The following is an 18,175-nucleotide window of genomic DNA, read 5'->3' on the forward strand; positions in this document are numbered from 1 at the left end:
ATGCTTGCGGGTTCTGCTTGTCGAAGATGATGGGGTTTTGGGCGAAGCTCTTCGCGACCATGTGGCAGCGGCAGGACATGCTGTGGACTGGTTCAAGACGGTATCGGACTCCATCGCTGCGACGCAGACCGTCGATTACGGCCTTATACTGCTGGACCTAAGGCTGCCGGATGGAGAAGGTCTCACGCTGCTGCGCGGCTTGCGGAAACGCAACGATCCTACGCCGGTTATCATTCTGACCGCGCATGATCAGGTTTCGGACCGTATCGAAGGCCTGAATGCGGGCGCGGATGACTATCTAGTCAAGCCCTTCAATCTGGGAGAGCTGACGGCCCGCATGCTGGCGGTTTCACGCCGCTATGAGGGCCGCTCTGCACCCGTGGTCAAATTGCCGGGAATAGAAATTAACCAGGTGGCACGCAACATCACTGTCAACGGCACAGCCCTGACGCTTAGCGCCAGAGAGTGGGCTGTTCTGGAAAAGCTCGTGGAACGCCCGGGCGCGGTCGTATCCAAGGCACAGCTGCACGAAACGCTCTACGAGTTCGGCGCGGAAATAGAAAGCAACACGGTGGAAGTCTATGTCAGTCGGTTGCGCAAGAAAATCGGTGCGGACCGGGTCGAGACCGTCCGGGGCCTCGGCTACACCATCAGGTAAGGCAGATGAAGCGAAGTGAAAGCATGACACGCCGCATGGTGATCGCTCTGACAAGCGTTGTCGCGCTGTCATGGCTTATCGCATCATCGCTTGGCATCATGGTCATGCAGGACGAGTTCGCCGAGATTTTCGACAGTGGCGTTCAGGAAACGGCCGACCGGCTGCTGCCGCTGATTGCGGACGATTTGAAGGAACGCAGCCCTGAAGCGGAACGTCATCTGGTCCAGCCAGCGAGCGGTACGGAGTATCTTACCTATCAACTGCGAGACCGCGAAGGCGAGGTCGTCCTTCGATCCCACGACAGCGATGCCGAACCATTCGACGTCCCGCTGGCGCCGGGCTTTGCCGATACCGATACTCAAAGGATCTACACCGTCGTTACCGCAGATGGTAATCTCTACCTGCAAATGGCAGACGCCTTTGCCAATCGCCGCGAGGCCATTGTTGAAGCGGGGACAGCATTGATCTTGCCGCTGTTGCTGCTCATACCGGCAAGCATGATCGCCGTCATTCTGGTTGTCAGACGCACCCTCGCCCCGGTTCAGTCGCTGCGCGATGAAATCGGCACCAAGGACAGCGGAAACATGGTTCCGGTGGATGACACGCACCTACCAGCCGAGCTGCACCCGATTGCCCGATCCGTCAATCTGCTTCTTGAACGACTGCGAGCAGCCCTTGAATCCGAGCGAGCCTTTGCCTCCAATAGTGCCCATGAGTTGAGAACACCCATTGCCGGTGCCCTCGCACAGGCACAGCGTTTGCAGGCCGATATTCCGGCTGAATTCGCTCCAAGGGTGGGCCAGATCGAGCGATCGCTTTCTCATCTCGCTCAACTTGCCGAAAAGCTTCTCCAGATGTCTCGTGCAGAAGCCGGGATCGGTGCATCGGAGACGGATGTCGACCTTTTGCCCGTCGTGGAACTCGTGGTGGAAGACATTGGCCGCTCAGATATCGGGGAAAAACGAATCCAGTTTCATCTCTCGCCTGAGGGAAGTCTGCACGGCAGGGTCAACCCGGATGCCTATGGCATCGTGGTTCGCAACCTCCTCGAAAACGCGCTCGTCCACAGCCCGAAAGGCAGCCTTGTCGATGTGTACATCGATGAGGACAATGGGTTACGGGTCGTCAACGCTGGCGCAATTGTCGAAAAGGCGCTTCTACCCAAACTGACGACACGCTTTACCCGCGGTGCAACTGAGGCAACGGGCTCCGGCCTGGGATTGGCAATCGTTCACAATCTGGTCGAACAGATGGGCGGCTCGCTTGCCCTTTTCTCGCCGGCGAGTGGCCGGGAAGATGGGTTTGAAGCAAGAATCGCTTTGCCCGAAAGATAAAGGCGGGCAAAACACATATGAAAGCCAATTCCCAAATTGCTTTCATAAAGGGCGCATTCTATCAGCGTTAAATGCTTTATGACGTCCACCAACTACGGCTCGAGTCGCTGATGTTGCCCTGTGTTGCGGCAACGGAAGCATTGGCGCGTCTGGATGAGAGAATCTCGCGCTCGTCCTTCGGGCAGGGCTTTCTCGAAAGACAGGATTTCGCTGAGGCCGCCTCCTCGCTGTGGGTAGACGGCGAACTGGTTCACATCGAAGATCTCGTCCTCCACGATGCGCATATGGACATAAGGCCACCCACGTCCGAAATGGGCATTGCAAGCAGGATATTGAGAACACGACGACAAATCGTCGCCAACAAGGCCGAATGGGCACTCAGCCCAGCGGGGCTGGCGCGGCTGCGTGGTGATGAGCCAAGGGAGGCGGAGCGGCGACAAGACGAAGCAGTGAGCCAAGGAGTCGAGACCGTTGCGACGAGCGAAGAGGCGGAGGACGACGTCGATGCCGATTCCACGCTCAGCGACGAACTATCAGAGATCGACCGGCTGATTGCCAGAAGCACCGCAACGCTGGATGCGATCAAGAAAGACGAAAGGTCAGTGCCCCCCTCATCGTTTCAGAACCTGTTGCGAGATCCCGACTGGAACGAGGATGAGCGGCTGGAGGAATGGAATGTGGCCCTGAGATCGACTGACGGATTTCCGGCCACGCTGCGAGCCGCAATTGCCATCGATGCCTGGCAAAAACTGGATGTGCTGCAGAGCAGCCCCTGGCTGGGCAGACAACTCGCGTCCGCCCTCATCCGGAGCGACGGCCTGACACCTGCATTTCTGCCAGCACTCAATACCGGCCTGCGTGCCATTCCCTGGGAACGAAGGAGGGCCGGAAGCCGCCACCAACGTCTCATCGCCCTCCTGGACGGCATTCGGGAGGCCGCTATGCTTGGCCTGAAGGAACACGACCGTTTGCTGAATGCCAAGCATCGCATGGAGCGCAGACTTCTGGGACGCAGATCCAGTTCTCGCCTGCCGGAACTGATCGCTCTCGTTCTCGCTCGCCCTGTCGTGTCCACCGCGATGATCGTCAAAGCCTTGGGCACCACACCGCAAGGAGCAGTTGGCCTCGCCAACGATCTGGAGCTGCGAGAAATGACCGGGCGCGGTCGTTTCCGCGCGTGGGGCGTTTTATAGGCCAGTGCCCGCCCTATTCATTGCACCAGCAACAAACATCGGCAGACTACCGCCATCATAGTCGAAAACATCGACCGAGTGCTCGTCGCCGAGAACTCCGAGCGCCTCTATGCCCGCAACGATCTGCTGGTACTCGGCGTCGCCGTCGAGCTTGTCTATCGAGGCCTGGTCATCCCAGAGGGTCATGGTGGTCCACTGGTTGCCACTGGAAAAAAACATCACCCCCCGGGCGCCCTCTCTGGTCGAGAGAACAGGAAGCGAAACGTGGTGGGCATAGTCGAGCAGTTTTTGTTTTTGCGCGGCGTCAAATTGCGTTTTCCAAATTCGAACCAACATGAATAGGATCCCTTGCAAGTCTGTTCAGACTATCCATATCGCAGCGTTTTCGCGGCGCAATCTCTTTCATGACGGCTAAGCAAAGACAGATAATTTGCGCTCCGACGCTGTTCAGAATTTTTCCCGAAAGCGGAAAAATACCGAGCGCCGCCCTCGCCAAAAGTTGAAAGTCCGCGATTTTGATTGACTTGGGTGTGCGTATGGCTTCTATTTAATCCGCGATCCGTTTTAAATAACACAGCTCGATATTTGGCCGTCAGATCATGAAGACAGCAGATCCGGAACTGATGCGAGCAATCAATCGCCGGAGCATTCTCGACACCATCAGGCGCGACGGCCCGATTTCACGGGTTGAACTCAGCCATAAAACACAGCTTTCGACAACCACGGTCTCGGCAATAACAGCATCACTCCTGGATGACGGGCTCATCCTAACACGTCACGTCGGCGACATCAGGAATGAGACCGCGCGTGGGCGTCCCCGGGTCATGCTGGAGCTAAACGCCGCTGCGGCTCGGGTTGTTGGCGCAAAGGTTGCTGCCAGCCGCACGGTTCTGGTGGTGACGGATTTCTGCGGAAGAGTTCTTTCCGCTTTAACGCTTCCAATCAGGCTGGACCGTCAATCAACCAGTGTCGTGATCGACCTTATCGAGGATGGCATTCGTCGTTGCGTTGTCGATGCCGGGCTTTCGCTCGAAGACATCGACATGGTCTGCCTGGGTCTACCCGGCGTCATCGAACACCGCAGTGGCCATATTCGCTCCAGCCCGGTTTTAATTGAGCTGAATGTCGATCTTGCCTGCGCCATCTCGACCCGTTTGGGGACGCCGACAATGGTCGAGAGCGACGCCCATGCCGTAACCCTTGGTCACCACTGGTTTGGCCGCGCGCGTGATATCGACGACATGGTGCTTGTCTCGCTCGAACAGACCATCGGGCTTGGCGTTTTGTCCGGAAACTCGCTGTTTCGCGGGGCGGGTGGCCTTAGTCACAACCTCGGCGACCTCGCTCTGGTCACCAATGATCAGGGCGTTCTGCGGCTCGCCAGCCATGCTGGAGAAACGGCAATTCTGGAAGAGTGCCACATTGATGGACGCTTTGCGGAGGCAATTCGGCTTGGCCAGGGAATGCGCCACGCGGGCAAGTTGATGCTGACACAGCAGCCGGAATTGACGCAGGCGGCGAAGCGGGCCGGAACAGCGGTGGGCTTGACGCTCGCAAATATCGTCACTCTGTTTGCGCCGCCGCGCGTCATCGTTGTGGGATCGAGCCTGGAACTGGGAGAGCCTTTCATCCAGAGCATCCGCGACACCTTTGCGCAGGCGGTGCCCGCTTCTCTTCAGGGCGTTGCAGAGCTGGTCTTTGAGAAATCCAGCGACGAGCTTTGGGCCCAGGGGGCAGCAGCCGTGGCCCTGAACGCGCTTTACGAGTCACCATGGAACACCTCAGGCCCTGCCCCTTTCAAGTGAGGCAGGCTGGAACTTTGCGACGGGAGAGAGAGCATGAACAAAGTTGGCATAGGCATCATCGGATGCGGTAATATTTCGGGTGCGTATCTGAAGGCGATGGCCTCCTTCCCGATCCTTGATATACGCGGCGTCGCGGATATGAACGCCGACATGGCCAGGTCTAGAGCCGAAGAATTTAATCTGCGCGCCCGCAGCGTCGAGGATTTGCTCGGCGATCCGGAAATCGAGATTATCGTCAACCTGACGGTTCCGAAAGCCCATGTCGAGGTCGCACTCCGATCACTGGACGCTGGCAAGCACACCTATTCCGAAAAGCCGCTCGGCGTTACCTTCGCAGAAGGAAAGCGGCTTGCGGACGCAGCGAAAGTCAAAAATCTGCGCATAGGCGCTGCTCCCGACACCTTTCTCGGTGGCAGTCACCAGACAGCCCGGACCTTGATAGACCAAGGCGTTCTGGGGAAACCCGTTGGGGGAACCGCAACCTTCATGTGCCCCGGCCACGAACGCTGGCACCCCAACCCTGCTTTCTACTACGAGACCGGCGGTGGCCCGATGCTGGACATGGGCCCCTACTACATCACGGATCTCGTCAACCTGTTCGGCCCTGTCGCAAAGGTGGCCGGATTTGCATTCTCACCACGCAAAGAGCGGATCATCACCAGCGAACCTCGCAACGGAGAGATTATTCCGGTCGAGATCGCCACTCACGTTACAGGCGCGATGGCATTCGAGAACGGAGCGATTGTCCAGATCGGCATGAGCTTTGACGTCGCCGGGCACAGACACGTGCCGCTGGAACTCTATGGGACGGAAGGGACGCTGATCGTTCCCGATCCGAATTATTTCGGTGGAGATGTCGAGCTTTTGAAGAAAGGCGGGGAGTTTGAGCATCAAGACCTGACGTCGCCCTATTCTGACGGCAATTATCGATCGATCGGGGTCGCGGACATGGCGCACGCCATCCGCTCGAACAGACCCCATCGCGCCAATGGCGACCTGGCCCTTCATGTGCTCGAAGTCATGGAAGCCTTCCAGGGCGCGTCCGATACCGGAACGACAATCGCCATTACCACACCCGTTGATCGCCCTGCGCCTCTGGCGGAATCGTTGGTCGACGGTCAGCTATCCAAGTAATCCTGAGGAGGAAGAACATGCGTGAAGCACTTATTGTCTGGGGTGGATGGAGCGGACACGAACCGCAGGAATGCTCTGTCATCATCAAGGATCTACTGGAAGCCGACGGTTTCAAGGTCTATGTCGAGCAAAGCACGGAGGCGTTTGCGGACCCCTCGGTTCACGATCTCAGCCTCGTCGTTCCCATCGTCACCATGTCGAAGATCGAGAAGGAAGAGATCAAGAACCTCGCCGCCGCCGTCGAAAACGGTGTCGGCATCGCAGGCTATCACGGTGGCGCAGGTGACAGTTTCCGTGAGTGCGTGGAGTATCAGTTCATGATCGGTGGCCAATGGGTGGCCCATCCTGGAAACATAATTGACTACACAGTCAACATAACCCGCCCGGATGATCCTCTCATGGCAGGCATCACCGACTTCCCCTATACGTCGGAACAATACTATATGCATGTTGATCCATCGAACGAGGTGCTGGCAACAACGACGTTTACCGGCGAACACGCGTCATGGATCGATGGTGTTGTGATGCCTGTGGTCTGGAAGCGGAACTATGGCAAGGGCCGCGTCTTTTACTCGTCACTCGGCCATCAGGCCAACGAATTCGAAGTCCCGCAGATGCGGGAAATCTTCAGGCGCGGCGCCAACTGGGCGGCACGCTGACATCTAGGGAAGGCGGCATAAGCTGCTTCGCAAGGAGGAAACATGACGGGACGCAACATCGTGCTGGTCGATCCGCTGCCGCGGACGCTTGACCTGATCATGGAGGCCGATGTTCGCTCCCGTCTGGAAAAGCTTGGGGAGCTTGTCATTTCAGAGGACCGGCAGATGCCTGCCGAGCAAGTGGACGCGCTGCTTCCCGACACCGTGCTGATATTCGGCCAGACCGACATGCCCAGAGAGCGGCTGGAACGGGCGCCAAAACTCAAGGCGATCATCAATGTGGAGTCGAATTTTCTCCCGAATATTGATTATCAAGCCTGTGTAGAGCGAGGCATATGGGTGATCACCCCCGCTTCGGCATTCTCATCACCTGTTGCGGAGGCATCGCTGGGCATGGCGCTTGATCTTGCGCGCGGTATCACGCTTGCAGACCGTCAGTTCCGTGAGGGCGTGGAGGAATACGGGCTGGCGGGAAACACAGGGACATTTCGCTATGCAGGGGCGCCGATCGGCATCATCGGCTTCGGAGATCTTGGAAAGGAGCTGCGGGAGCTGACGCGCCCATTCAAGAACGCTGTCCACGTCTACGACCCTTGGCTTCCCGACGATATCATCCACCGCCTCGACTGCATTCCGAGTTCGCTGGATGAGGTCTTCTCAAAGTCGCGGGTCGTCTATGTTTTCGCGAGCGTTACAAGCGAAAACGAAGGTTTCATCGGCGCGCGGCAATTTCAATCCATGCAGCCGGGATCTGCCTTTCTCCTCATGAGCCGCGCAGCGGTTGTCGACTTTCCTGCCATGCTGGATGCCGTACGGTCAGGGCATATCCGCGCCGCAACAGATGTCTTCCCCGATGAACCTGTCGCCTCGGATGATCCGGTACGGTCTTTGCCGGGCCTGCTTCTGTCGGCCCATCGCACCGGTGGCACACGCGATGCGTTTTACAGATTGGGATCAATGGCGGTCTCGGATGCCGAGCTCATCATGAAGGGCCTGCCGCCGCAGCTGTGCCGACGTGCCGATCCGGCAACGGCAAGCCGTCTTCGATCAAAACCCGTCACCGTTTCCTGAAGACGCGCGAAAAGGCCCAAGCATTCCCCTTTCCGACTTGATAGTCAGAGGTTCACCAGGGACCGAATCCGGGCTTTGCGCGTTTTGCAATCATTGCATCCCACCCATGAACAGGCGCCCATGACAGTTGTTGCATCCTACCTTTACCGAGACGGCACCTGTGCCGAGGAGGTTCCCCTTGGTCGTCAGGCAATCGAGCACAAAGAGGGAGAATTCAGCTGGATCGGCCTCGTAGACCCCACGGCAGACGAAATGGCCGATCTGAAGGCGATGTTCAACCTTCATCCGCTTGCCGTTGAAGATGCGCTGAACGGCAAACAGGTTCCCAAGGTCGATATTTATGGCGACCAGCTTTTCGTAGTGGTGAAGACAGCTCATCTGGAAGGGGAAAAGATTGCCTATGGCGAGACATGCATCTTCGTCGGGGCAAACCATCTGATTTCCGTCAGGCATGGCTCTGCCAGGGCCCATAGCGAATTGCGCCAACAATTGCAGCGCTCGCCGAAGCTCTTGCGCCAAGGTCCCGATTACGTCCTGCACGGGATCATCGACTTTGTCGTCGATGGCTATCTTCCCATCATCGAGGTCTTGGAAGACAAGGTGCTGGAGTTGGAGAAACATGTTCTGGTGTCACTGCTGCAGCCGGAACAGATCAGGCGTATTTTCAGGATGCGCCGCCAGGTCATACGGTTTCAGCGAATACTTGGACCCATGGCCGAAGTCGTCGGCAAATTGAGCCATCTGGAATTGCCCTGCGTGGATGAGAACGTCCAGCCGTTCTTCAAGGATGTTCACGATCATATCCGCAGAGTGGACAGCATGGTCAGCGGCCTGCGGGAAATCATGACCTCGGTTTTCGAAGCGTCCAACCTCCTGGAACAACAGCGGCAAGGCGCGATAACCCGGCAACTGGCGGCCTGGGCCGCCATTCTAGCGGTGCCGACTGCGATTGCAGGCATTTACGGCATGAATTTCAAGAATATGCCGGAGCTAGAAACTCGCTACGGTTATTTCATCGTTCTCGCGGTCATCGCCGCGCTTTGTTCAATTCTTTACGTTCGCTTCAAGAAAGCGGGCTGGCTTTAAATACAGTTGCGAGAACCATGACTGATCAAACCCGATAGTTGTCCAGCCTAGCAAATGCCACAATGTTTAATGGAACCCTAATGAACGCTTCCGGTTAGTATAGTGCGAACAATCACATCCCGGAGGAAACAATGAAAAAGTATCTTATCGCAACCGTTTTTGCCCTAAGCTTCACATCACTTGCCGTTGCGCAGGGCGCCGGCAGCAGCGGCGGAGCGTCCGGCGGTAGCGGTGGATCGAATTCCGGTGCAGGCGCATCTGATGGCTCCACCACCGGTTCTGGCTCCTCCGGTTCGACCGGCGGCAACACAAGCGGAACAACAGGCGGCTCAATGGGCTCCGGCCAGCAAAATGGTGATACCAACAACACCAATTGCGTAAACGGCACGCCGTCGACTGCCCAGGGTTCTGGCGGCACCGCTACGACAGGCACTGCCTGCCCCAAGTGATCTATATGGTCTAAAGAAAAAACCGAGGCTCTTGCCTCGGTTTTTTTGTGCGTTCAGCAGTGTGCTTCATCTCGAGGCGGGGCGGCTTACACCGACCCGCTTTGTTGTCAGCGAAATTCAACTCATTCGGCGCAGAGCTGCGACACCAATGTCACCAACAACTTCCCGGATATTGATACCGTCTGAAATGGAGTACTCCTCTCCGTTCAACAGATTGATGTAAGCGCGATGCGCAAGATGCTCGGGGAGCGGCAGCGAAGCCTCCTCTTGCGAACCATCTTTTCCAAGTGGCCGGAGGCATGCAACGACGATGAGCGCATCTGCGGACGTGTTGCGCGCATAGGCAACAAACCTGTCGTTATCACCACCCTCGGTTTCCAGGGGCACATATGCGCCGTTTCGAAACAGCTCTGGTTGCTCCTTGCGAAACTGGAGCATGATGGCGATCAGGCTCTGTTTGCTCGGCACGAACCCATCTTGAGGAAATGAAGACGCTCCTCCCATCAGCGTGCTATTCAGCCCATCAAAATCCGGTGCCCGACGATTGTCAGGATCGACAAGACTGAGATCAAGACCTTCGCTTCCCTGATAGACATCCGGCACGCCGGGAGCAGTGAGCTTGATCAGCGTCTGCGCGAGGCTGTTGGAGTAGCCTACCCGGACAAATGGCTCGATCCTGTCGTTAAAATCGTTGAGCAACGCACGATTGTCCGGTGAGAGCATTTTTCGCACGTAGTTCACAACCGCATTTTCGTAAGCCTCATTACTGTCGCCCCAGTTGGTGCGCAGCTTTGCCTCACGCAGTGCTTTCTCCAGATAAGCGACGAACCGCTCCTGGAAATCGGCAAGTTCGGTCTCATCTTTCAAAGCACCAAGGGATGGCCAAGCCCCCAGCAGCGCCTGATAGATCATCCATTCCACCGAAGGCTCCGGGAATGGCTCACCCTCTACTGTTTGACGCAGTTGAGCGTTCATTTCCCGCCATTTTCCGACGGCTTGCGTCCACATTTCGGGTGATTGCGTAATCGCATAAAGGCGTGCCCGAGCGTCCTCGCCCCGCTTGGTATCATGGGTGGATGTGGCAGACAGTCCGTCCGGCTGTGTCTCCAGCCGAACTGCCATTTCAGCATGGAAATTCTGCACCGAGAAAGTCGTCTTCAACGGTTCGGCGCCGACTTCATTCACCGCCAAGGCCATGTTTTGCCGGTAGAAATGCGTGTCCTCGACAGACTTTGCCATGAGCGGGCCGGTAAGCTGCTGAAAACGGGTCCGGAATTCGAGTGCATCCTTGCCTTTCCCGTTGCGCAGCAAATCTTGGAGGCTCGAAAGCGCTGCGGAATTGACACGGCGATCGGCCTTACGGATCTCGCTGATCACATTTGCCAACACCTCTTCGCTCTCTGCGGGAAGACCATTTTCATCACCATAGGTTCGGTAAACGGCGAAGGAAACGAGAAGTGTCCGCAGTGCTTCCTGCAATTCCTCATCACTGAAAGCGGTAGCAGAAGTTTCGTTCTTCAGCAGGGTCTTGGCTAACGCAAACAGTCGAGCCGACTCGCCACCAAAATTGACATCGGCCATCAAAAGTTTCGCGTTCCGCAGCTCCTGCGCAATATCGAGCGGTCGGCCTACGTATGTTTCATAAGCGGACTTCAGTTGCGGCAGATTGCTGTCGTCAACGAAGAGATTGCTCAAGGCGGCAATAAATTCATATCCGGTCGTGCCTGATACCGGCCAGTCGGCCGGCAATGTTTCCCCAGGCCCCAGAATTTTCTCAACGACCAGGTAGCAATCAGGGCCGACTTCGCTTCGTAATCTTTTAAGATATTCAGCTGGGTCGGCGAGACCATCGACGTGATCCATTCGAAGACCATCCACCGCTCCACTCCGCACCAGTTCGAGTATGAGACGGTGCGTGTCGTCGAATATCTTCGGGTCTTCAACCCGCACGCCCACCAGGCCGGTGACCTCGAAAAATCGTCGGTATGAGAGGTCTGATTTTGCATCGCGCCAGGACATCAGACGGTAATGCTGTTGATCATGGAGGGCGCTGAGCGTTTTCGTATCGGTTGTTTCGAGCAGTTCCTCTTCTCGCCCGGCATAGGATGCGGGATTAAGCGGGTAATAGGCGTCGTGGTATCTGAAAGATGGCTTGTCTGTTTGCGGGTCACTTTCGACTCTCAGTTCACCCTTTTCCAGGACTTCCGTAAAATCCGTTCCCAAGAAGGGCAGCGTGAGACGGCGAGACCAATCGATATCGAAATGGCGGGCAAAGCGGCTGTTAGGACCGTGTTCGATGACATCCTTCCACCAGCCGTTTTCGAGAGACGCCGCCATGTGGTTTGGGACAATATCGAGGATAAGACCGAGCCCTTCACCCTTGAGGGCGGCGACCAGCCTGTCGAAGCCTTCCCTTCCACCGATCGCCGGATCTATCTCGTTGGCATCTGTCACGTCGTAACCGTGGGTCGAACCCGTTGTGGCGGTGAATATTGGTGACGCGTAGAGATGGCTTATACCGAGTTTTCTGAGATAGGGCACGATGGCTACGGCACGATCGAAGGTCATGCCGTCGCGGAATTGAATGCGATATGTTGCGGTCGGAAAAGTCATGGGAGGCTCCAATGGGAGAGGACCCCAAACTGAAAAGCGAGCATCTGGTTCCACAATGCGCTCGAAACAGGCGATGCTGAAAAGCTGGGGAGTGCTGCGCCAACAAATATTGCAGAAGCGTCTCCTGCCGCTTATGACGGTGGAACTTGCACCCTGACAGCGCGTTTGGAGGGCAGCTTCTTCCCAATGTCTGGTTGTCGGTGACACCCCGGCCACATATACTGGTTCCACATGACAACTCAGCAGATCCTCGCCTTCTCCGTTATCGCGATCATGATGGCGGTATTCATCTGGGACCGATTTCGATACGACGTCGTCGCGTGCTGCGCGCTCGTTCTTGCCGTTGCAGTCGGCATAGTCCCGCCTGATCAGGCATTTTCCGGGTTTTCCGATGATATCGTGATCATCGTGGGAAGCGCACTTGTGGTCAGCGCTGGCGTGGCACGATCAGGCATTGTTGATATTGCGATCAAGAAACTCTTTCCCAATCTCAAGACGGTGCATACCCAACTTGCGTTATTGATGATTGTCGTCGCGGTGCTGTCGGCTTTCATCAAGAATATCGGCGCACTGGCAATCATGATGCCTGTCGCCTTCCAGTTCGCCAAAAAGTCCGGCGTCTCCCCTTCAAAATATCTGATGCCGATGGCTTTTGCCGCACTGCTCGGCGGGCTGATGACGCAGATCGGGACATCACCCAACATCGTTGTTTCGCGGTTGCGGGAAGAGATGACCGGAACGTCCTTCACGATGTTCGATTTTACGCCGGTTGGTGGCCTGCTGACGATTGTCGGCGTGACGTTCCTGCTGTTTTTTCATTGGCTCGTACCAAGCCGCACAAAGTCGAACAATTCGATAGAAGATGCGGTCGAAATCAAGAATTACACCAGTGAAGTCGCCATCAATGAAGGCTCTGTTCTTATCGACCAGCCACTGAGCGGCCTGCTGAAAATGGGAGACGGAGAAGTTATCGCGAATGCTGTGCTTCGTGGTGCAACGAGAATGGCGCCGTTTCCAGATTTGAAGCTGCGAATGAATGACAGCGTTCTTCTGGAAGGTCCATCGGCGGCAATCGAACGTATCGTTTCCGGCGGCAAGTTGCAGCTCTCCGGTAAACCCCTCAAAGAGGACGGAAACGCCAAGACTGAAATCATATCGCTTGAGGCCATCATCAGTCAGGATTCTCCACTCGCTGGCCGTTCGGCGAAGGATCTCGCCTTGTCCTATACGCGAGGCGTCAATCTTCTGGCCATAAGCCGCCGCGGCGACAGGCTCAAGGAACGTCTGGGCAGCCTTACGCTGACGACGGGAGACATTCTGGTGCTGCAAGGTAGCCGCAATAGTTTGACTGCCATGCTTCAGGACTTCCAGCTTCTGCCATTGGCACAACGAGAGGTACTGCTGGGCACGCGCCGTCGCGCAATTATCCCGTTGATCATCCTTTTGCTTGCAATGGCAACAACGGCTCTCGGTTTTGCGCCGGTTCCGGTGGCTTTCTTCGGCGCAGCATTAGGTATGGTCGTCTTCCGAGCCATTCCACTTACCGACTTCTACAAGTCGGTCGATGGGCCGATATTGGTGATGCTCGCCGCACTGATACCCGTCTCCGATGCCCTTCGAACGACCGGTGGTAGTGAGCTGATTGCGGGCTGGCTTGGCACCGTGGCCGCAAATATGCCCGCGTGGGGCGCTTTGGCGATGATCCTTGTCACAGCCATGGCCGTTACCCCTTTCCTCAACAATGCCGCGACCGTTCTGGTCATGGCACCGATTGCCGCAACCTTTGCCACAAATCTGGGGTTCAGACCGGAAGCATTTCTGATGGCTGTCGCCATCGGCGCAGGGTCGGACTTCCTGACCCCTGTTGGCCATCAGTGCAACACGCTCGTTTTTGGTCCTGGCGGATACAAATTTTCGGACTATCCGAGACTCGGGCTTCCTCTGTCGGTCCTGATTATCGTGGTCTGCGTGCCCGCCTTGCTTTTCGTGTGGCCTGTAAACTGACCGGGTAACGACGGTAACACGTTTACTGCCCTATAAAGCTGCTTTGACACGGCTGACAAACACCGTGCTTTTTGGCGTCAGCCAATGCTGAGCATCCGGCTTGTCGAAACAAGAATGATCGCCAACACAGATGGCCCGGTCAAAGAGTTGACCGGGCCATCTGCCTGACGTTTGTCGAAGTTCTTTAGGGAGCCAGTCCGGCGTCCTAGTTGATGGAAGCGCTTAGATCGCTCGTATCGTCGGACATATTATTGCTGGCAGATTGAATTTCGGGGGAGTTGCACTGCTTTCGACCGCCCGAAAAAGGCTGATAGGTATTGTCTTCAACGCGATAGGAACTGTACCGGCTGCTGCACCAACGGGCATGTTCGTCAAGCGCTGCAGGGGAAGATGCGACTTCCGCCTGTTGTATCGACGCGGTCACCGCAAGCGGGGCCGAACATGGTCTGCGTGGACCACCGCCAAATGGTTGGTAGCTATTGTCAGAGACGTCGTAGGATCGATAGCGTTCGCTGCACCACTCTTGCGCTGCAGCCGCGATCTGCTGCTCAGCGCCCCTGTTGTCAGGGGTCTCAGAACCGTCTGCTGAAGCTTGTAGAGTTGGCGAGAGCGCAGGGGCCGAGCTTTTCGCCTTCGCAACAAGCGTTTCTGGCATTGGGGTGCCAGGCACGCGCTCATATGACTGCGAAGCAACATCAACCCGTTTGACATCAGGTGTCCATAGCGGCTCGCCGCCGAGAGCGGCAAACTGGTGCGGAGCCGTAACCTTTGTCAGTTCGGTAGCGATCTTCATGCCGCCAGCCGCGATCGGCAACATGCAACCTGTGAGGATCAAGCCGGTGATGATATTGCGCATTTGAGCATTTCCTGTTTTTCAGTTCAGGTAATGCTTTTTGTTCTCATCGGTTCCCACTCCAGCAGCATATCTTGGTCGCAATGAGACAGCTTGCCTTCGAATAGCTATTACCCCAAAGACCGCGTTGGACAATTGCGAGATGGTTTGATTGTTCTTCAAGCAAGCGCACATTCAAGCCTCGCTCCAAAGCCAGGTTTGCAAATCCCGCGGCATCGGCAGCAATCCATACCAAAGGCGTGATAAATATCTGATCTTTCGATATTTATCGCGTCAGACGAGACAGCAAAGCGCCACGCGCAACCTGTGATTTTCGGCCCCGGGATGCGTTACGGAAACTTCTCAAAACTGTCGCACCAACGTCATGTCGCGGCTGCATACGCCCCCTTGAAAAGGAGCGCAGTATGCAGCCTCAATCGCTTACGATTTCTGGAATCGGAAAAGGTTTCGGAGCCGATGATGTCCTTAAGGGGATCGATCTTTCCATACGTCCCGGTGAATTTCTTTCGCTGGTCGGAATGTCAGGATGCGGTAAATCTACCCTGCTCAGGATCATTGCCGGGCTGGAGACCCCAGACCGGGGAAGGATATCCATCGGCGCCCGCGACGTAACTGATTTCGATCCTGCCGATCGCAACCTTGCCATGGTATTTCAGTCCTATGCGCTTTATCCGCATATGACAGTGCATGAAAACATCGCAACGCCGTTGAGGATGCGTCGTCTGACCTTCTGGCAGAGATTTCCGCTGATCGGACGCGTCATTGCGAACAAGGACACGCTGCGTGACATTGATCAGTCGGTCAAGGATGCAGCTGATGTGCTGCAGATTAGCCACCTGCTTGACCGCAAGCCCGCACAGCTTTCTGGCGGGCAGCGTCAGCGTGTAGCACTCGCCCGCGCATTGGTCCGTTCGCCTGCCGCCTTTTTAATGGACGAGCCTCTTTCTAATCTCGACGCCAAGCTGCGCGCACATATGCGTGTCGAATTGACAAATCTTCACAGCCGTCTCGGCGCGACATTCATCTATGTAACGCACGACCAGATTGAAGCGATGACCATGTCGGACCGAATTGCCTTGATGTCCGACGGTGGCATCGAGCAACTCGGCACGCCGGAGGAGCTTTATCAAAAGCCCGCCACTCTAACGGTCGCACGGTTTATCGGCACACCGTCCATAAATCTCATCCCGGTTGAAGCAGATGCATCGGGGAATATCGCCCTGCACGGCCAGAAACTTGGCCTGCGCGCAACCAAAATTGCATCTGCTCCTGCAACACTCGGCATTCGATCCGAAGACATTTTTCCCGCTGCCGACGGTTTCGACGCGCGCATCCTGCGAACAGAAACGCAAGGGGCGGATCGTTATGTGACCTGCGCTCTGGTGGATGATCGCTCTATCCAGCTTGTCATGCGACTAAGCACTGGCGATGATCTCGGCCCGGTCGTTGACGGCAACCTGCGCATCAGCTTTGCGAGAAGCAAGGCGCATCTCTTCGGCACTGACGAGAAACGCTGCGAGACGGCACTTTGTGAACAGGTGCCGGCGTGAGCGTGGTCGTTCCAATGACAGCGGCGGCACCGCAGGCCAAGGCGCGCAGATCGTCCATGGCACGGCGCGGCATTCTGTTTGTATTGCCAGCGGTTGTTCTGTTGCTGGCAATCTACATCATCCCCATGATCGTCCTCGCCATTTTTTCAGTGACGGACTATCAGCTCGGCGCCCTGTCTACGAAATTCGTCGGCCTGCGGAATTTCCAGAAAGCATTCAGCGACCCGGTCTTTCTGCGCGCCATGGCAAACACTGTTCTCTACGCGGTCATTGTCATTCCCGTTGGCGTCTTTCTCGCTCTCGGCATTGCGCTGCTCGTCTATAATCGCAAACGCAGCCGAGCCTTTTGGGAGGTCGCCTATTTCCTTCCGGTGACGGCAACGCTGGTTGCCATGGCAACCGTCTTTCAGTTCCTGCTGCACCCCTCTCTTGGTCCGGTCAATGCCGCGATCAAATGGATGGGCTTTGAGCCGGTCGGCTTTTTGTCGAACCCGTCCCTTCTCATCCCCACCATGGCCATCATCGGGATTTGGCAGGTGCTGGGTTTCAACATGGTCCTGTTTTTGGCAGGGCTGACGGCCATTCCAAAGGACCTTCACGAAGCGATCCGCCTGGACGGTGCAAGAAACCCTATCGATCGCTTTCTCAATGTCACATGGCCGATGCTCGGACCCACAACGATGTTCGTCATCGTCACCACGTCCATCTCTGCCTTCAAGGTGTTTGAGACTGTTGCAGTGCTGACTAAGGGACGTTCGGGATCGGAAGTGCTTTTGTTTGCGCTTTACCTTGAAGGTTTTGAATATTCCAACACGGGATATGCGGCAGCCCTGACGCTCATCTTCCTCATCATCGTTCTCATTCTTTCCATTGGGCAAACTCTGCACATGGACCGGAAGGTGCATTACTGATGGTCATCATCCGCAAATATCTGCCGCATCTGGTGCTGGCTATTGGCGCATTCTTGATGCTGCTGCCCTTCTACTGGATGTTCCTGACATCGATACGTTCGTCTTCGGAAATCTTCAGCGTGTCTCTCTGGCCGATCCCGGAAACATTCTCGGCGGTGGATAATTACGCACGTGCCGCCAGCCAGGTGCCTATGCTGCGCTTCATGCTGAACGGCGTAATCGTCTGCTTTGGTATTCTGATCGTGCAGATCCTGACCGCCGTTCCGGCAGCCTACGCTCTGGCCAAACTGCGCTTTCCGGGCAGAAAGCTGCTTTTGACACTGGTTATCGCTGCGCTTTGCGTCCCGATCCAGGCCTTGGCGCTGCCGCTTTTCGTGGGGCTCGCGAAGGCGGAAATGCTCAACACCTATTTCGCCATGATGATGCCGTTCCTGCTGTCGGTCTTCGCCATCTTTCTCTTCAACCAGTCGTTTCGAAGCTACCCGGATGAGGTCATCGAGGCCGCGCGGATGGACGGTTTCTCAGAACTGGAGATTTGCTGGCGGCTGGTGTTGCGCGGCTCCCTGCCGTCACTCGCGGCCTTTTCCGTTTTCTCGCTGGTGGCGCACTGGAACGACCTTTACTGGCCGATGATCGTCGTTACCGACACCAATCTCGCACCGCCGCCTCTTGGAATGCTGTTCTTCGCCGATGTCGAGTCGGGCGCAAACTACGGCGCGCTCATGGCTGGCGCAACCATCATCACCGCTCCCATGGTCATCTGCTTTCTGCTGGCCAGACGACATTTCATCGCAGGCATCACCATGACCGGCGTGAAGTAACTTCCCTCTCCTCCTCCCAAACGTAAACTCTGGA

At 56.3% G+C, this 18,175-nt stretch carries 16 protein-coding genes; 13 read left to right on the plus strand and 3 right to left on the minus strand.

What is annotated here, in order from left to right:
• The first annotated feature begins 4 nt into the window (after positions 1 to 4).
• From ASF69_RS05440 to ASF69_RS05450, 3 genes are all read left to right on the plus strand, one after another.
• Positions 5 to 658, plus strand: a complete 654-nt coding sequence (locus ASF69_RS05440) for a response regulator transcription factor (protein ID WP_062586122.1) — start codon at positions 5 to 7, stop codon at positions 656 to 658.
• 5 nt (positions 659 to 663) lie between these two features.
• Positions 664 to 1,992 carry a HAMP domain-containing sensor histidine kinase gene (locus tag ASF69_RS05445; protein ID WP_062586124.1) on the plus strand — a complete coding sequence of 443 codons (1,329 nt, stop codon included), beginning with the start codon at positions 664 to 666 and terminating at the stop codon, positions 1,990 to 1,992.
• Positions 1,993 to 2,063: 71 nt separating this feature from the next.
• On the plus strand, positions 2,064 to 3,185 hold the full coding sequence (locus ASF69_RS05450; RefSeq protein WP_062586126.1) for an RHE_PE00001 family protein: 1,122 nt from the start codon (positions 2,064 to 2,066) through the stop codon (positions 3,183 to 3,185).
• On the opposite strand, the gene ASF69_RS05455 is transcribed toward ASF69_RS05450, so the two are convergent.
• The gene (locus ASF69_RS05455) at positions 3,180 to 3,521 is read right to left on the minus strand and encodes a hypothetical protein (RefSeq protein ID WP_156461998.1); all 342 of its coding nucleotides are present in this window, start codon (positions 3,519 to 3,521) and stop codon (positions 3,180 to 3,182) included. The two genes, ASF69_RS05450 and ASF69_RS05455, sit on opposite strands and share 6 nt — an antisense overlap.
• 263 nt (positions 3,522 to 3,784) lie before the next feature.
• On the opposite strand from ASF69_RS05455, the gene ASF69_RS05460 reads away from it, so the two are divergent.
• The 6 genes from ASF69_RS05460 (at position 3,785) to ASF69_RS05485 (ending at position 9,389) form a co-directional block, all read left to right on the plus strand.
• Positions 3,785 to 4,990: an ROK family transcriptional regulator gene (locus tag ASF69_RS05460; protein ID WP_062586130.1), complete on the plus strand. Its 1,206-nt coding sequence runs from the start codon at positions 3,785 to 3,787 to the stop codon at positions 4,988 to 4,990.
• 33 nt (positions 4,991 to 5,023) lie between these two features.
• Positions 5,024 to 6,124, plus strand: coding sequence for a Gfo/Idh/MocA family oxidoreductase (locus tag ASF69_RS05465; protein ID WP_062586131.1), 1,101 nt, complete (start codon positions 5,024 to 5,026; stop codon positions 6,122 to 6,124).
• Between the two features lie 17 nt (positions 6,125 to 6,141).
• Positions 6,142 to 6,783: a ThuA domain-containing protein gene (locus ASF69_RS05470; protein ID WP_062586133.1), complete on the plus strand. Its 642-nt coding sequence runs from the start codon at positions 6,142 to 6,144 to the stop codon at positions 6,781 to 6,783.
• Between the two features lie 42 nt (positions 6,784 to 6,825).
• Positions 6,826 to 7,854: a hydroxyacid dehydrogenase gene (locus tag ASF69_RS05475; RefSeq protein WP_062586135.1), complete on the plus strand. Its 1,029-nt coding sequence runs from the start codon at positions 6,826 to 6,828 to the stop codon at positions 7,852 to 7,854.
• Positions 7,855 to 7,974: 120 nt separating this feature from the next.
• The gene (gene corA / locus ASF69_RS05480) at positions 7,975 to 8,940 is read left to right on the plus strand and encodes a magnesium/cobalt transporter CorA (protein ID WP_062586137.1); all 966 of its coding nucleotides are present in this window, start codon (positions 7,975 to 7,977) and stop codon (positions 8,938 to 8,940) included.
• Between the two features lie 131 nt (positions 8,941 to 9,071).
• A complete protein-coding gene (locus ASF69_RS05485) occupies positions 9,072 to 9,389 on the plus strand; it encodes a hypothetical protein (RefSeq protein WP_062586139.1) in 318 nt (105 codons plus the stop codon).
• A gap of 117 nt (positions 9,390 to 9,506) precedes the next feature.
• On the opposite strand, the gene treY is transcribed toward ASF69_RS05485, so the two are convergent.
• The gene (gene treY, locus ASF69_RS05490; RefSeq protein WP_062586141.1) at positions 9,507 to 12,002 is read right to left on the minus strand and encodes a malto-oligosyltrehalose synthase; all 2,496 of its coding nucleotides are present in this window, start codon (positions 12,000 to 12,002) and stop codon (positions 9,507 to 9,509) included.
• Positions 12,003 to 12,233: 231 nt separating this feature from the next.
• On the opposite strand from treY, the gene ASF69_RS05495 reads away from it, so the two are divergent.
• Complete coding sequence (locus tag ASF69_RS05495) at positions 12,234 to 14,006, plus strand: SLC13 family permease (protein WP_062586142.1); 1,773 nt, start codon at positions 12,234 to 12,236, stop codon at positions 14,004 to 14,006.
• Between the two features lie 205 nt (positions 14,007 to 14,211).
• Here the strand turns inward: ASF69_RS05495 and ASF69_RS05500 are convergent, their stop codons facing one another.
• Positions 14,212 to 14,862: a BA14K family protein gene (locus ASF69_RS05500; protein WP_062586144.1), complete on the minus strand. Its 651-nt coding sequence runs from the start codon at positions 14,860 to 14,862 to the stop codon at positions 14,212 to 14,214.
• A 401-nt stretch (positions 14,863 to 15,263) separates the two neighbouring features.
• Between ASF69_RS05500 and ASF69_RS05505 the strand changes: the two genes are divergently transcribed.
• The 3 genes from ASF69_RS05505 to ASF69_RS05515 are packed head-to-tail and all read left to right on the plus strand — an operon-like array spanning position 15,264 to position 18,141.
• Positions 15,264 to 16,409 (plus strand): ABC transporter ATP-binding protein, encoded by a 1,146-nt coding sequence (locus ASF69_RS05505; protein ID WP_062586146.1) that lies wholly within the window; start codon positions 15,264 to 15,266, stop codon positions 16,407 to 16,409.
• A gap of 14 nt (positions 16,410 to 16,423) precedes the next feature.
• Positions 16,424 to 17,320 carry a sugar ABC transporter permease gene (locus tag ASF69_RS05510; protein ID WP_156462002.1) on the plus strand — a complete coding sequence of 299 codons (897 nt, stop codon included), beginning with the start codon at positions 16,424 to 16,426 and terminating at the stop codon, positions 17,318 to 17,320.
• Positions 17,320 to 18,141, plus strand: a complete 822-nt coding sequence (locus ASF69_RS05515) for a carbohydrate ABC transporter permease (protein WP_062586149.1) — start codon at positions 17,320 to 17,322, stop codon at positions 18,139 to 18,141. The genes ASF69_RS05510 and ASF69_RS05515 overlap by 1 nt, the downstream gene beginning before the upstream one ends.
• The last annotated feature ends 34 nt before the right edge of the window (positions 18,142 to 18,175 follow it).

The sequence above is a fragment of the Rhizobium sp. Leaf311 genome (genome assembly GCF_001423445.1).
Lineage (GTDB): Bacteria > Pseudomonadota > Alphaproteobacteria > Rhizobiales > Rhizobiaceae > Agrobacterium.

Coding starts and splice junctions, on each gene's coding strand:
- ASF69_RS05485 (WP_062586139.1), top strand. CDS start 9,072: ATGAAAAAGTATCTTATCGCAACCGTTTTTGCCCTAAGCTTCACATCA.
- ASF69_RS05445 (WP_062586124.1), top strand. CDS start 664: ATGAAGCGAAGTGAAAGCATGACACGCCGCATGGTGATCGCTCTGACA.
- ASF69_RS05510 (WP_156462002.1), top strand. CDS start 16,424: ATGACAGCGGCGGCACCGCAGGCCAAGGCGCGCAGATCGTCCATGGCA.
- corA (WP_062586137.1), top strand. CDS start 7,975: ATGACAGTTGTTGCATCCTACCTTTACCGAGACGGCACCTGTGCCGAG.
- ASF69_RS05455 (WP_156461998.1), bottom strand. CDS start 3,521: ATGTTGGTTCGAATTTGGAAAACGCAATTTGACGCCGCGCAAAAACAA.
- ASF69_RS05505 (WP_062586146.1), top strand. CDS start 15,264: ATGCAGCCTCAATCGCTTACGATTTCTGGAATCGGAAAAGGTTTCGGA.
- ASF69_RS05465 (WP_062586131.1), top strand. CDS start 5,024: ATGAACAAAGTTGGCATAGGCATCATCGGATGCGGTAATATTTCGGGT.
- ASF69_RS05460 (WP_062586130.1), top strand. CDS start 3,785: ATGAAGACAGCAGATCCGGAACTGATGCGAGCAATCAATCGCCGGAGC.
- treY (WP_062586141.1), bottom strand. CDS start 12,002: ATGACTTTTCCGACCGCAACATATCGCATTCAATTCCGCGACGGCATG.
- ASF69_RS05495 (WP_062586142.1), top strand. CDS start 12,234: ATGACAACTCAGCAGATCCTCGCCTTCTCCGTTATCGCGATCATGATG.
- ASF69_RS05515 (WP_062586149.1), top strand. CDS start 17,320: ATGGTCATCATCCGCAAATATCTGCCGCATCTGGTGCTGGCTATTGGC.
- ASF69_RS05470 (WP_062586133.1), top strand. CDS start 6,142: ATGCGTGAAGCACTTATTGTCTGGGGTGGATGGAGCGGACACGAACCG.
- ASF69_RS05500 (WP_062586144.1), bottom strand. CDS start 14,862: ATGCGCAATATCATCACCGGCTTGATCCTCACAGGTTGCATGTTGCCG.
- ASF69_RS05450 (WP_062586126.1), top strand. CDS start 2,064: ATGCTTTATGACGTCCACCAACTACGGCTCGAGTCGCTGATGTTGCCC.
- ASF69_RS05475 (WP_062586135.1), top strand. CDS start 6,826: ATGACGGGACGCAACATCGTGCTGGTCGATCCGCTGCCGCGGACGCTT.